The sequence below is a fragment of the Clostridium sp. YIM B02555 genome (assembly GCF_022320955.1).
Classification (GTDB): Bacteria; Bacillota; Clostridia; order Clostridiales; family Clostridiaceae; genus Clostridium; species Clostridium saccharoperbutylacetonicum.
The window spans coordinates 167,619-182,158 of sequence record NZ_JAKJJY010000009.1 but is presented as its reverse complement, the minus strand read 5'-3'; the positions used below and the strand labels follow the sequence as shown (position 1 = coordinate 182,158).

Below are 14,540 nucleotides of genomic sequence, written 5' to 3'. Positions count from 1 at the left end.
ATACATCATTGAGAAATTATAATCGTAACACTACACTAGAAATCAGATACATTTTTCTGGAAGCAGGCATGTGGAAGATAAATGTATCTGATTTCAGTAATTTTCGCGTAAGTCTAATTCTTACGTGTGTATCTATAATGACTGAGTACTGGAATTATTAATAATTTAGGCACATTCAAATAAATAACAAGCCTATTTCTAGGAAAATTTAACTTGTTATTTAATTTCATGTGCCAAATCCTAAATTATATAAATTAAAACAAATCTTTTTTAAATTGATTTTATTTGCTCTTTCCTAAGCGAATCACATTCCAAGAAGCTTTACCTAAAGAAGAAGTAATAATACCATCATTCAATTCACTTCTATCTACACATTTTGGAGTAACAGCTTCACCTTTTGGAGAGTTTACCACTTTCATATTTTCATGTTCTAAAACAATATGTTCAATAATCCTATAATCAGCAAAGCATCGTACATCGCAAGTTAATTCAATATCTTCTTCTAGATTACGATTAACAGCAAATATAGTAACTTCTTCTTTTTCTTCATTATATATAGCTATAGATTCAATGTCTGTTACATCTGTAAAATCTATAGTATCATGTTTTGGAGAAGATATAACTGGCTGCAAGGCAATACCTCTACCATATTTTGAAGCATGTAAATACGGATAATAAATTGTTTGTTTCCACGCTGGTCCATTTTCTTCTGTCATGATTGGAGCTATAACATTAACAAGCTGTGCTAAACACGCCATTTTAACTCTATCTGAGTGTTTCATTAAAACAATTAACATCAATCCTACTAATATAGCATCTTCAAAATCATAAACATCTTCTAAAAGCTTTGGCGCCTTTTGCCATGGATTATTCTTCATTATATCATCGTCTTCTTGATTAGAATGGAACCATACATTCCACTCATCAAAGCTTAAATTCATAGTTTTTTTACTGCGTTTTTTAGCTTTTATATAATCACAAGTAGCTGTAACTGTTCTAATAAAATGTTCCATATCTACACTTTGAGCCCAAAAATTTGCAGTATCATTAAATCTATTTCCATAATATTGATGAAGGGATACGAAATCTGCAACTTCATAAGTATGTTCTAGAGTTATTGCTTCCCATTCCGGAAAAGTTGGCATTCCTGTATTTGAACTTCCGCATGAAACCAATTCGATATCTGGATCAATTAATTTCATTGCTCTACCTGTTTCTAAAGCTAATCTTCCATATTCTTCTGAAGTTTTATGACCTACCTGCCAAGGTCCATCCATTTCATTTCCTAAACACCAGGTTTTGATTTTATGAGGATCCTTAACACCATGTTGTATTCTTAAATCACTATATTTTGTTCCACCATTATGATTACAATATTCTAGCAAGTTGCAAGCATCTGCAATCCCTCTTGTTCCAAGATTAACTGCCATCATAACTTCTGCACCAACAGCTCTAGTCCATTTTGAAAATTCGTTTAAGCCAATTTCATTAGTTTCTAAACTTCTCCAAGCAAGTTCTAATCTTTTTGGTCTTTCTGCTACTGGTCCAACACTGTCTTCCCAATAAAAACTTGATACAAAATTACCACCTGGATATCTAATAATAGGAACTTCTAATTCCTTAACCAATTCCATTACATCCTTACGGAATCCATTTTCATCAGCTGACATGTGACCTGGTTGATAAACCCCTCCATATACAGCTCTTCCTAAATGCTCGATAAATGAACCATAAATTCTTTTATCTATTTCAGCTATTTTAAATTCTTTATCTACTACCATTTTTGCTTTTTTTGCCACTGTAATTCATCTCCTTAATTATCTACATTTAATTTTCATCATTAATTGACAATTGATCATCGGCCATTTGACCACTGCCACTACCCTTTTACTGCCCCGGCAGTCATACCATCTACAAAATACTTTTGGAAGCACATAAATAATATGAATATTGGTAATATTGATAAGAAAGACCCAACAAATAATAAATTAAAATTATTTCCATAAGGTGTCATTAAAGTATTCAAACCTATTGGTAATGTGAATTTACTACTATCCTTTAATACCAACATTGGCCATAATAGATTGTTCCAACTACCCATAGCATTTAGTATAGCCATGGCTGCAAAGGATGGTTTCATTATTGGTAATATTAATCTGAAGAAAATACCATATTCAGAAGCTCCATCTATTCTTCCTGCTTCAACAAGATCTTTAGGTATTCCAGATAAGTATTGTCTAAAGAAAAATATAGTTGATGCTTGTGCTATACTTGGTAAAATAATACCTGCATAACTGTTAGTTAAGTGCATAGTACTTATTTGACTATAAAGAGGTAACATTAAAATTTCGAAAGGTACCATCATAACAAACAATACACAAATAAACAAGAAATTTTTTCCCTTAAAGTCATACATTGCAAATCCATAAGCAACGAATGCACTAACAAACAATTGAAGTGCCACCTGTCCTATTGTTAAAAACAAACTGTTAAAAAACCAAGTGAAGAAACTATTCTTTTCAGTAAACAAAATCACGTAGTTTTTAAAAGACATTTTAGCTATATCTATAGATGCATCCATACCATTTGCTACTACTACTGCACCATCTTTAAAAGTTGAAATTAACAATGTATAAAAAGGAATTATTAGTACTAAGGCTATAACAGAAAATAGGGCAAAAATCATTACTCTAGTAGGTATATTTTTTCCTTTTCCTGCTATAATTTGAGTGCTTTTTTTATAACTTTTTCTACTATTAAATTCTAAATTATTTTGCATACTAATCCTCCTTCTTAAATGTTCCATTTAATTTCAATTGTACTAAGTTAATAGCCATTCCTACGATAAATAGAACCAAACCTACAGCCGATGCATAACCCATTGCATTTTTTTCAATACCTTGTCTATACAAATATCCTACAATTGTAAGTCCTATATTATTAGGAGAATTATTTCCGTTATATATCATATAACTTTCTATAAACATTGCCAGACCTGCATATATAGATATAGTAAGTACATAAATAGTTGTTGGTTTAAGTTGAGGTATTGTAACATATCTAAACTTCTGCCAAGTACTTGCCCCATCAATATCTGCTGATTCATATAATTCTGCTGGTATGTTTTTTAATCCCGATAAGAAATATAACATATTAACACCTGTCCATCTCCAACAAGCTAAAACTAATAGAACAATAAAACCTGTGGTTCCGTTTTTAAGCCATTTATATGGTTCCATTCCAAATAAAGCAGTAAATTGATTCATCAAAGATGTAGCTTGTTCTCCAAAACTAAATCTAAAAACAATACCTGCAACGGCAACAGAGGTTAAAGCAGGGATATATAATGCTGCTTTGAAGAATTCTCTACCAACCATTAATTTACTGTTTATAATACATGCAAGCACCATAGGAATTGGGATAAGTAATATCAATGTCCATATCATATACTTAAAACTATTCGCTAATGCAATTAAAAAAACCTTATCTCCTAATAGTTTTGTGTAATTATCTAATCCAACAAACTCTCTTGAACCTGGCAATACATTTTGAAAGCTCATTATTATTGTATTTATCATTGGAGATATAAAAAACACCAAAAACACAAGAATAAACGGCAATATAAATACATATGGTGCTACTTTTTTATTATATATAAATCCTTTAAACATTGCTAAACTTCCTCCCACCACGCTTTTAAATAGTACAGAGAAGCTGTTTTTTCCAGCTTAATATTTTCACCAAACAGCTTCTCTTTATAAATTTTTCAATTATTTTAATTCGTTTTCTACTTGTTGTTGTGCTTCATCTAAAGCTTGTTTTATATCTTTTTTGTCTTCGAATATACTATTTAAAGTTACTGTACATAAAACGTTGTTTATACTAGGCATAGCTTGATTTGACTTAATTAATGAAATTTCATTTTTAATTTCATTTAATGTATCAAAAGGATTAGTCTTGAAGTATTTTATAAACTTATTATCTTTATTTTGAGTAAGAGTTTTGTCATTCCATAAGTCAGTATTTATTGGATCAAATCCTAAGTCATCCCATATAGCTCTTTCTCCATCTTCTGAAAGTTTAGCATATGCTATGAATTCTTTAAGGTTTTGTTTATTTTTAGCTGTTTTAGTTACAACTGTACCAGTACCACCAAGACCTACTGAACGTGGTTGACCTTTTTCAAATACTGGAGCTGGAGCAATTGCCCATTTACCTGCTTGATCAGGCATATATTGTAAAAATCTTGACATGTACCACATAGCTTTAATTACAACTGCATAATCTCCATTATTTATTGCACCTTCAGCATCTGTTGTATCAGGTTGTCCACCTGGAATAGTTGCTATAGCATGTGCATCTTGCATATCTCTTAAAGTAGTAAGTGCCTTAACCATTTGAGGGCTGTTTAATTGAGGCTTTCCATTAGCATCAGTATAGTCTGATTTTTGTTCAGCTAACATAAGACTTGTTTGCCAAGCAGCACTTGTATCTGCTGTACCAAAGTTTTTACCAGTTGCAGCATAATATTTAGCACCTGCTTTCTTGAAATCATCCCATGTTACTATAGTTTTATAATCAATACCTGCTTTTTCTAAAAGTTCAGTGTTGTAATATGCAACTGTTGCACCAACATGGTAATCAAATCCATACACATGGTTATCCTTACTATAAAGTTCGACACGCGATTTAACTACCTTGTCCTTATAAGGCGCAAAAACATCATCAAGCGGTTCAAATTGAGGGTCTCCTTTTAAGAAGTTAGGAAATTTACCTACTTCTACATCTGCTACATCAGGAGCTCCTTGTCCGGACAAGAGGGCTGATTGTAATTTATTATGCATATCATCATAAGGAAGAACTGTAAATTTAATATTAAGTTTCTTGTCAGGATTCTTTTGGTTCCACTTGTCTAGCATCTTTTGAAAAAAAGTAGCATGCATATCAACAAAAGTCCACATTTCTAATTGATCCCCCGAATTAGATGCTGCATCTTTTTTTCCATCATTACTTGAACTTGTTGATGCGGTATTTCCACCACATCCAATCAACATAGATGCTGCAAGAGTTGTTGTAACAACAGCAGTTGCAAGTTTTTTTAATATTTTTACACTTTTCATATTATTTACCTCCCATTTTCAAATAAAATCAATATATTTATGACCATTGTCTTCATATAGTTGTAAATACATAATACAAAAACAATGCTTAAATCATATTTCACTTTACTTTTTTAAAATAAATATATAACCATAAAGATATTTATTTTAAAATATATTAAACTATATATTTTAGATAGTTTAATACCCAATAACCATATTTTATATTAAATGTAAATTATTTTTAAATTTAATGCATATTTCTACACTTTTCCCTTTTTATAATCGTTTTCATTTGTTGTAATATTTAATTTCATTCTTTTTATACTTTAATTATATACCGATTAATTCCAAAGTCAATAGTTTTGCATCATGTTTATCTAAATTATTTTAAATATATTTAAAGTATATTAGCACTATCATTACCTCTCTACATCATGTACATTTATATACTATTGCAGGTAATTTTATCTAATGTTATACTATTTCTAAAATTATACAAAATCATGAATTCTAATATTTTAAGGAGACTACGTTATGCGCATATTAAAAATACTTACTGCAAATTTTGAAAAAGAAGGGCCTGGAATAAACAAAAATGATCCCCAAAAGGAAGGCTTCTCTTTATTTTTAGAAATTCTTATTTTGCGATTTTGGGACATTATTAAGTTAAATTTGATTTTTATCTTATATTGTATACCTATAGTGACCATAGGTCCTGCTCTTGCTGCTATGACTTCTATTACAATCTCCATGATTCAAAGGAAACATATTTATATTTTCTCTGATTTTCATAAAACCTTCAAAAGTAACTTTAAACAATCTTTTATAGCAGGAATTATATATATCATAACAATTGTTATTTTAAGTTATTCACTAGCTTACTATTATAAACTGGCTCAAAATAATTACTTCTTTTATTCTATATTCTTTTTTTGTTTTTTTCTTTCAGTTTTCGTAGGACTTGCTTGGTTATATGTTTATCCACTTATAACAACTGTACATCTTTCATTAAAAGATATTTTCAAAAACTCCATTCTCCTATTAATAGTATGTTTTAAAAACACTTTACTAGGAGCTTTAGTATACTGGTTAATTGTTAGTGTTAATATTTTATTTTTCCCTCTAGCACTTCCATTTTATATATTATTATCTTTTGGCATTCTTTCTTTTATAGGAAGCTTTGCTACCTATAAAGGAATCGAGACTTTCATTATAAAATAAAAAGTGTATATTAAAGGATATAAATCCTTTAATATACACTTTCTATAATCAGTCTATTATTTTTTCATCTTTGTTCAATTTTAAATAAAACTTAAAATTTAATTACGCGAGCTTTCCCTTTAGAACTTTATTGAATAATGATAATTGCTAATTACTAATTTAACATTATAAATTAGTAATTGTATATTCAAATTCTATAAATTAATTACTAGTTCTACAGGACAATGGTCTGATCCCATTACTTCCGTATGAATTTTAGCAGCTTCCAATTTATCTTTCAAACTTTCTGATGTTAAAAAGTAATCTATTCTCCATCCTGCATTATTAGCTCTTGCATTAAATCTATATGACCACCAAGAATATACACCTTCTACATCTGGGTAAAAGTGTCTATATGTATCAATAAAGCCTGCCTCCAATAATTCAGACATCTTATCTCTTTCTTCATCTGTGAAGCCAGCATTTCTTCTATTTGCTTTAGGATTTTTAAGATCAATTTCCTTATGGGCAACATTTAAATCACCACAAACTATAACCGGTTTCTTTTCTTCAAGTTCCTTTAAATATTTTCTAAAAACATCTTCCCATACCATTCTATAATCTAATCTTTCAAGGGCTTGCTTAGAATTAGGAGTATATACAGTAACTAAATAAAAATCATCATATTCAGCAGTAATAACTCTTCCTTCATTATCATGCTCACTTATACCGATGCCTTTTTTTACGCTTATAGGCTCTTCTTTAGTAAAAACCGCTGTACCAGAATACCCCTTTTTCTCTGCGTAATTCCAGTAAGATTTATAACCTTCCAAATCCAAATCAATTTGTCCCTCTTGAAGCTTACTTTCTTGAATACAAAATATATCCGCATCAACTTCTTTAAAAAAATCTAAAAACCCTTTGCCAACACAAGCTCTTAATCCATTAACATTCCATGAAATTAATTTCTTCAATATTATATCCTCCGTATTTTCATAAATTCTAATCAATAATAATTATTATATACTAAAATCTTAATATAATCTACTCACTCTCATACATATTTTTTATTAATTTTCCATCTTCATTTAGAAATACCAAAATAATTCCCACAATCTCAATTAACCACTAACTGTAAATTGTAAACTGAACTAAGTTCTATGTAATATGTAAAATAAACAAAAGTGATGTAATTATTGTAATACTTATAGGAATAGATAGAGAATTCACCACACCTGCTAAGCCCTCATCTCCCTTACACATTCCTGTAAATACTGGAGATAGTACAGAAATCGGTCCAAAAACCAATATTATTAAAACATGCTTTATATCCATTGAAAATGGAAGCAAGTAATAAATTATTAGTGCAAAAATAAACGAACTTATATAACGAATACTTAACATAAATACAACTTTAAATAATTGTTCTCGTTTAAAATTACATTCAAATACCATGCCTATCATAAGCATTGATAAAAAAGCATTACCCATACTTAAATTTGAAGTAATACTAAAAATCACTTGCGGTAATTTAATTCCAGTTAAAGTTATAATAAACATAAGTAAATATGTATCAAATGGTACAGATGAAAATATTTTTCTAAGAAATCCCCTGATGCTTTGCTTCCCTCCTTCTCCTGAAACTCCAGAAGCTATTGCATATGTTCCTCCAGTACACATTATGGAATTTCCTGTATCAAAAAGACTAGCAATTCCAACTGCATACGGCCCTAAAAAACTTTGAACATACGGAAGTGTAAAACATCCTATGTTATAACCTGCTAGATTAAGCATGTTGAAAACTTTTTCTTTCCCATCTTTGTTCCTCGCTAATATATAACCTGTTGTTGACATGATTATATTCGCCAAGAAACCAAATAAAACGATCAAAAGCATTGATGTATCCATTTTAAAATTAGCAAAACCAGTAATTAACGCGCATGGCAGCGTAATATTCATAATAATTTTAGTAACAATCTTATAGTCTTTAGCTCCAAATATTCCTATTCTCTTTAAAACATTACCTATAATAATTATAAGAATAAAGCTAAAAGCTTTTATCAGTATTTCCCCCATCATATCTCCCTTTCTCTTATGTATATATGTATTAATTAATATTGCACATCTCAATTTAAAAAATTCTAAAAAGATTTCATCTCTAATTGACAATTGATTATCATCTTATACAAACAACTGAGCTGCATACTTAACTAATCTTTAGTTAACAATTGAACATTGATAACTACACCATATATTTTAATTATAGCACAGAAAAAAGCTACCTTAATAAATTTTCCATTTTATCAAGATAGCCACTGTTATTTATCTACTGTCTGCTTCTACTTTTATGCTTTGCAGTAGTTTTTGCATTATTTTTCCCCTTAGTATTTCTTGATTTATGATTATCACTTATTTGCTTACCTTTATTTCCTCTATTAGCATTTGTTTTATTACTTTTATCAACGGTATTACTTTCTTTACTTTTACTATATGAATTATTTTTAGAATTGTGACTTTTATCTCTTATAAGGCACTTAGGTCCATTACCAATTAAATCAGTTCTTCCTGCTTCTGTTAAAGCTTCATATACCAAAGTATAATATTTAGGATTTTTAAATTGAAGAAGTGCCCTTTGCATAGCTTTTTCATGTTTTGTCTTCGGAACATAAATTTCTTTCATTGTAGCTGGATCAAGTCCAGTATAATACATAGTTGTAGCTAAAGTTCCTGGTGTTGGATAAAAATCTTGAACCTGTTCCGGCTGATAATTTATATCTCTTAAATATTCTGCAAGTTCAATAGCACATTTTAAAGTACTTCCTGGATGAGATGACATTAAATACGGAATTATGTACTGTTTCTTCCCAAGCTTATTAGTTATTTTTTCAAACTTCGCTACAAATTTATCATAAGTTTCTCCTGCTGGCTTCCCCATATACTTTAAAACATCCCTAGAAACATGTTCAGGAGCAACTTTCAATTTTCCACTCACATGATGCTCAACTAATTCTTTAAAGAAGGTATCATCTTTATCAGCCATAATATAATCATATCTTAGTCCAGAACGTACAAATGCTTTTTTTACCTTAGGTACTTTCCTAATAGCTCTTAATAATTCTAAATATTCAGAGTGATCCACATCAACATTCCCACAAACACTTGGAGATAAACAATCTTTTCCCTTGCAGGCACCAAAAGCTAATTGCTTGGTGCAGGCAGGTTTCCTAAAGTTTGCAGTTGGTCCTCCTACATCATGTATGTAGCCTTTAAAATCAGGCATCTTAGTTATTTCTTCAACTTCTTGTAATATAGATTCCTTGCTTCTGCTTTGAACAACTCTGCCCTGATGAAAAGTTATAGCGCAAAACTTACAATCACCAAAGCACCCTCTTGAACTTACAGTACTAAATTTCACTTCCTCGATTGCAGGTATTCCGCCTTTTGCTTCATAAATAGGGTGATAATTTCTCATATAAGGAAGGTTATATACTTCATCCAGTTCTTCTCTGTTTAATGGAGTTTTTGGAATATTTTGAACCAAATATTTATTTCCATGTTTTTGAACCAAAATATGTCCTCTTACAGAGTCTTGCTCGTCATCTTCAAGTTTACTTGCTTGTGCATACTTATGTTTGTCAATTGAAACATCCTTATATGAAGGGATTTCAATATAATCTTGAATATCTCCTAAACTTTCAGTAAGATAACAAGTCCCCCTAACATAAGTAATATCCTTTGCGCGAACATTATTCTTCAAACTTTCTGCTATAGCTACAATTTGCTTTTCCCCCATGCTATAAATTAAAAGATCGGCTGTACTATCTATAAGTATTGATTTTCTTACCTTATCGCTCCAATAATCATAATGAGCAAACCTTCTAAGACTTGCTTCTATTCCACCAATTACAATATCAATATCTTTATATGCTTCTCTTATTTTATTACAATATACAATTGTTGACATATCTGGCCTATGGCCCATTTCTCCACCTGGTGAATAAAGATCTGCACTTCGTTCCTTTTTACTTACAGTATAATGATTAACCATAGAATCCATATTCCCAGCATTAACCAAGAAAGCATACTTAGGTCTTCCAAGCCTTTGAAAGTCATAAAGTGACTTCCAGTCTGGCTGAGCTATTATACCGACTTTATATCCATTAGCTTCAAGAACTCTTGAAATAATTGCAGTTCCAAAACTATGATGATCTATATACGCATCGGCTGTGACTATGATAAAATCACATTCATCCCAGCCTCTTTCTCTCATATCTTTTTTATTTATTGGTAAAAACTTTTTTTCAGTTGTCATTATTTCACCTACCTATTTTTCTCTTTGCCTATTATATCATAAAGATTATAATTATGTCTTAGAATATTTTTCAAGCTTTTCAAAGGAATCCAGAACTCAATTGTTAATTTTAGAGGATCAATGATCATTAACAGCTTAACATTTATAATTGAATATTGTTTTTTTGTGTAACACTTTTTATTTATGTTTAATATACTATTTCTATAACAAAAGATTTATAAAACACAAAGGAGAAATGAATTATGAGTAATTGCTGTTGTCGTAGACGCTGCTGTAATAATCGTTGTTTTAATAACTGCTGCAATAATTTTGGAAATTGCGGTGGTGGATTTAACAATAATGCATGGTTTTGGCTTCCTCTATTATTTTTCTTCTAAAAATAATCATCTGAGTTAACTTTCATAAAAACATTATTATATTATTGCTATAATTCAGCAATAAATGTGATATTAAAATAGACCTAAGAAAAATAAATTTCTTAGGTCTTACTTTTATTTTCAAATTTAGGCACATGAAAATAAATAACAAGTCAAAGATTGCTAACAAGAGGACTTGTTATTTATTTGATAGTGCCTTAATTAATTCTTAAAAGAATGTATTGGAGCAGGAATTCTTCCTCCTCGGTTTGCAAATATTTCTGATGACTTTCCATTTACCTTCATAACTGGCGCAGAACCCAAAAGTCCTCCAAATTCAACCATATCTCCTATTTTGCATCCTGGTGCTGGTATAATTCTAACCGCGGTAGTCTTATTGTTTATAACTCCAATAGCTGCTTCATCTGCAATCATACCTGCAATTGTTGAAGTTGGTGTGTCTCCTGGAATTGCAATCATATCAAGTCCAACAGAACATACACAGGTCATACCTTCTAATTTTTCTAAGTTTAAGCATCCGCTGTTAACTGCATCAATCATTCCTGCATCTTCTGATACTGGTATGAAAGCTCCACTTAAACCTCCAACATGACTACATGCCATAACTCCACCTTTTTTAACTGCGTCATTAAGCATAGCAAGTGCTGCTATAGTTCCATGTGTACCAACTTGTTCTAATCCAATTTCTTCTAAGATTTCTGCAACTGAATCTCCAACAGCAGGTGTTGGTGCCAAAGATAAATCCACTATGCCAAATGGTACATTTAATCTTTTTGATGCTTCATTTGCAACTAATTCACCCATCCTTGTAACCTTAAAAGCAGTTTGCTTAATTGTTTCTGCAACAACATCAAAAGATTCGCCTCTAACTTTTTCCAATGCTCTTTTAACAACTCCTGGTCCACTCACTCCAACATTTATGATTCTTTCAGCTTCTCCAACTCCATGAAAAGCTCCAGCCATAAACGGATTATCTTCTACTGCATTTGCAAATACAACTAGCTTAGCACAACCAAAACCTTTCGCATCCTTAGTTAATTCAGCTGTTCTCTTTATTACTTCAGCCATATCTCTTACAGCATTCATATTTATTCCAGATTTCGTACACCCAACATTAACCGATGCACAAACCTTTTTAGTTACTGCCAATGCTTCAGGAATTGATTGTATTAAAATCTTATCTCCCTTTGTACATCCTTTTTGAACTAAAGCTGAAAATCCGCCCAAGAAATCTATACCTAACGTTTCAGCTGCTCTATCTAAAGTTCTTGCAAATTCAACATAACTGGTTTCATCCGTAGCTCCTGCAATTATAGACATTGGAGTAATAGAAACTCTCTTATTTACAATCGGAATTCCAAATTCTGTTTCTATTTGTCTTCCAACTTCAACTAAGCGTTCTGCTGATTTTGTAATTTTATCATATATCTTTGTTCTAGCCTTATTTCCATCTGGATCTATACAATCTAATAAAGATATCCCCATAGTTATAGTTCTTACATCTAACTTTTCTTCTTCAATCATTTTTATAGTTTCAAGTATATTATTAGTATTCATAAGCCCCTCCTAATTATAATGAATGCATTGACTTGAATATTTCTTCTCTTTGTATCTTAACTTCAACCCCAAGTCTTTCTCCTTCTGCTACAAGCCCTGCACGAACATCTTCAAAAGATCTGTTCATATCTTTACAATCCAAAACCATTATCATGGTAAAGAATCCTTGCATTATTGTTTGATTAACATCTAAAATGTTAATGCTGTATTCTAGCATTTTATTACTTACCCCTGCTATAATACCAACTTTATCTTGCCCAATTACTGTTAATATTGCTTTCATGCTTATCTACTCCATTCATATGTATTTTGAGGCAATTATTCAAAAAATATCCCTAAAATTATATCCAATTCCCAAGGAATTGGATATAATAAATAAGCACCTCAATTACTATCTTTATTCTATAATTTATATGATACTTTGTCAATTTTCACAGAACATTTTGTAATATTTTTTTCTTTTTGTTCGTGTTATAAATTATTTTTTCAAGTTCTTTAATACATTAAGAATATTATTTGGCTTATAAGTATAATCTACACATATTCTATTCAACCTAGTAGAAAGATCATTTCTATCAGCATAGCCTCTTTCTATTGTAAATCCCATTACATATCCTGCTTCCACAACAGCTTTTTTAGTATTATCATTATATTTCCCTTCAGGATAAGCAATAGCTGTTACAGGCTTACCTGTAACTTTTTCAATAGCGGCCTTTGAATCTTTTAACTCTTTAAGCTGAGTTTTATAATTCATATCAGAAAGCCTTTTATGAGAAACTGTATGGGATTCAATATCAATACCATAATCACTCATTTCTTTCAATTCCTCTGGCGACAAACAATCAGATCTATTCATAAAGCTTGAAATAACAAAAATTGTAGCCTTCATATTTAATTCCTTTAATATAGGAAACGCTAAAGTATAATTATCCCTATAGCCATCATCAAAGGTTATAATCACACTCTTCTCCGGAATAGGTTTATTCTCATATAGATAACCATTTAGTTCTGCCATAGTCAAGGTTATATATCCAGCATCTTTAATTGTTTTAAGCTGTTCTTTAAAATTTTCAACCGGTATAACAATAGGACCTTTTTTCGTTTTATCTTCAGTAATCGAATGATAACAAATTACCGGAACTCCTCTATTATCATTAACCCAAACTATTTCATCTGCTTTCTTATCTCCTGCTTCAGCAGTAGTATCTCCATTATTATTTTCATCCTGTTCATTCACTTCACTTAATCCCATATTTAAAGTAGCCTTTTCCTGCTTATCAATGCTAATCATTATAGAAGTAAAAATCACAGCTACGCATAATATTAATTTAACTAATATTCCAATATTAGTTTTGGATCTTTTTCTCCGTCTCTTTCTTTTATTATATCTGGCTCTCTTTATATTAGTACTATCCATTTATATCTCCTTCTATTTTGCGTAAACTTCACTTCTTCATCGTCACAATTATAAGGCTTTTCTATTATTTGTCAAATAACTTTCTTCAGTTTTTATTATATTCCATAATATCTATCTAGATAAAGTTAATTATATATTAAAACGGTTTTACAAATTATTTTATCATTATATATTATTCATCAAAAATAATATATATGATATTTTGAAAAACCGTCATTATAATTTAACTGATATCATTCTTTTCGTTTATCTTTGTTGTGCTTAAATGTTCAGCAGATATTCGTTCTTTAATTTTAGATTTTTTATAATCATTTGAAAAATATATTCTCAGACTCTCATCATTATTTTCTGCATCAACTTGATACATTACACTTTGTACATACCCATGAATGAAATCATCTTTACTAAAAGACAAATTTATTTCTGTTCCTACTTTAGTAATAACATTTATTATATCTTTCAAATCTCTTGATTCTTTTGTAAATACAACATCATCACTTTCCACAAAACAAAATTCAACTTTCATAGCTTTCATCCTCCCTTTTACTTAATTATATAAATATAAGAACATTATT

Annotated in this window: 14 protein-coding genes; 2 read left to right on the top strand and 12 right to left on the bottom strand. The window is 30.3% G+C overall.

What is annotated here, in order from left to right:
* Positions 1–281: 281 nt before the first annotated feature.
* The 5 genes from L3B98_RS14800 to L3B98_RS14780 form a co-directional block, all read right to left on the bottom strand.
* Positions 282–1,781 carry an alpha-N-arabinofuranosidase gene (locus L3B98_RS14800; protein ID WP_238917292.1) on the bottom strand — a complete coding sequence of 500 codons (1,500 nt, stop codon included), beginning with the start codon at positions 1,779–1,781 and terminating at the stop codon, positions 282–284.
* Between the two features lie 98 nt (positions 1,782–1,879).
* Entirely contained in the window at positions 1,880–2,779 is a 900-nt protein-coding gene (locus tag L3B98_RS14795) for a carbohydrate ABC transporter permease (RefSeq protein ID WP_015394284.1), read from the bottom strand.
* A gap of 1 nt (position 2,780) precedes the next feature.
* On the bottom strand, positions 2,781–3,671 hold the full coding sequence (locus L3B98_RS14790; protein WP_015394285.1) for a sugar ABC transporter permease: 891 nt from the start codon (positions 3,669–3,671) through the stop codon (positions 2,781–2,783).
* A gap of 99 nt (positions 3,672–3,770) precedes the next feature.
* A complete protein-coding gene (locus L3B98_RS14785) occupies positions 3,771–5,120 on the bottom strand; it encodes an extracellular solute-binding protein (protein ID WP_238917285.1) in 1,350 nt (449 codons plus the stop codon).
* Positions 5,121–5,629: 509 nt separating this feature from the next.
* Positions 5,630–5,854: a hypothetical protein gene (locus L3B98_RS14780; protein ID WP_238917293.1), complete on the bottom strand. Its 225-nt coding sequence runs from the start codon at positions 5,852–5,854 to the stop codon at positions 5,630–5,632.
* Between L3B98_RS14780 and L3B98_RS14775 the strand changes: the two genes are divergently transcribed.
* Entirely contained in the window at positions 5,805–6,323 is a 519-nt protein-coding gene (locus L3B98_RS14775; protein WP_238917291.1) for a DUF624 domain-containing protein, read from the top strand. The two genes, L3B98_RS14780 and L3B98_RS14775, sit on opposite strands and share 50 nt — an antisense overlap.
* A 194-nt stretch (positions 6,324–6,517) precedes the next feature.
* Here the strand turns inward: L3B98_RS14775 and L3B98_RS14770 are convergent, their stop codons facing one another.
* The 3 genes from L3B98_RS14770 to L3B98_RS14760 all read right to left on the bottom strand — a co-directional run bounded on the left by L3B98_RS14770 (position 6,518) and on the right by L3B98_RS14760 (position 10,614).
* A complete protein-coding gene (locus tag L3B98_RS14770) occupies positions 6,518–7,282 on the bottom strand; it encodes an exodeoxyribonuclease III (protein WP_238917290.1) in 765 nt (254 codons plus the stop codon).
* Between the two features lie 178 nt (positions 7,283–7,460).
* Complete coding sequence (locus tag L3B98_RS14765; protein ID WP_238917284.1) at positions 7,461–8,471, bottom strand: AEC family transporter; 1,011 nt, start codon at positions 8,469–8,471, stop codon at positions 7,461–7,463.
* A gap of 157 nt (positions 8,472–8,628) precedes the next feature.
* Positions 8,629–10,614 (bottom strand): YgiQ family radical SAM protein, encoded by a 1,986-nt coding sequence (locus L3B98_RS14760; RefSeq protein ID WP_238917283.1) that lies wholly within the window; start codon positions 10,612–10,614, stop codon positions 8,629–8,631.
* Between the two features lie 242 nt (positions 10,615–10,856).
* Here L3B98_RS14760 and L3B98_RS28955 point away from each other — a divergent pair, with 242 nt between their 5' ends.
* Positions 10,857–10,991, top strand: a complete 135-nt coding sequence (locus L3B98_RS28955; RefSeq protein ID WP_275298426.1) for a hypothetical protein — start codon at positions 10,857–10,859, stop codon at positions 10,989–10,991.
* A 201-nt stretch (positions 10,992–11,192) separates the two neighbouring features.
* On the opposite strand, the gene L3B98_RS14755 is transcribed toward L3B98_RS28955, so the two are convergent.
* The 4 genes from L3B98_RS14755 to L3B98_RS14740 all read right to left on the bottom strand — a co-directional run bounded on the left by L3B98_RS14755 (position 11,193) and on the right by L3B98_RS14740 (position 14,491).
* The gene (locus L3B98_RS14755) at positions 11,193–12,548 is read right to left on the bottom strand and encodes a PFL family protein (protein ID WP_015394291.1); all 1,356 of its coding nucleotides are present in this window, start codon (positions 12,546–12,548) and stop codon (positions 11,193–11,195) included.
* A 13-nt stretch (positions 12,549–12,561) separates the two neighbouring features.
* On the bottom strand, positions 12,562–12,831 hold the full coding sequence (locus tag L3B98_RS14750; RefSeq protein WP_077365059.1) for an ACT domain-containing protein: 270 nt from the start codon (positions 12,829–12,831) through the stop codon (positions 12,562–12,564).
* A 195-nt stretch (positions 12,832–13,026) separates the two neighbouring features.
* Complete coding sequence (locus tag L3B98_RS14745; RefSeq protein ID WP_238917282.1) at positions 13,027–13,965, bottom strand: polysaccharide deacetylase family protein; 939 nt, start codon at positions 13,963–13,965, stop codon at positions 13,027–13,029.
* A gap of 223 nt (positions 13,966–14,188) precedes the next feature.
* Positions 14,189–14,491, bottom strand: coding sequence for a hypothetical protein (locus L3B98_RS14740; protein ID WP_015394294.1), 303 nt, complete (start codon positions 14,489–14,491; stop codon positions 14,189–14,191).
* Positions 14,492–14,540: the final 49 nt, after the last annotated feature.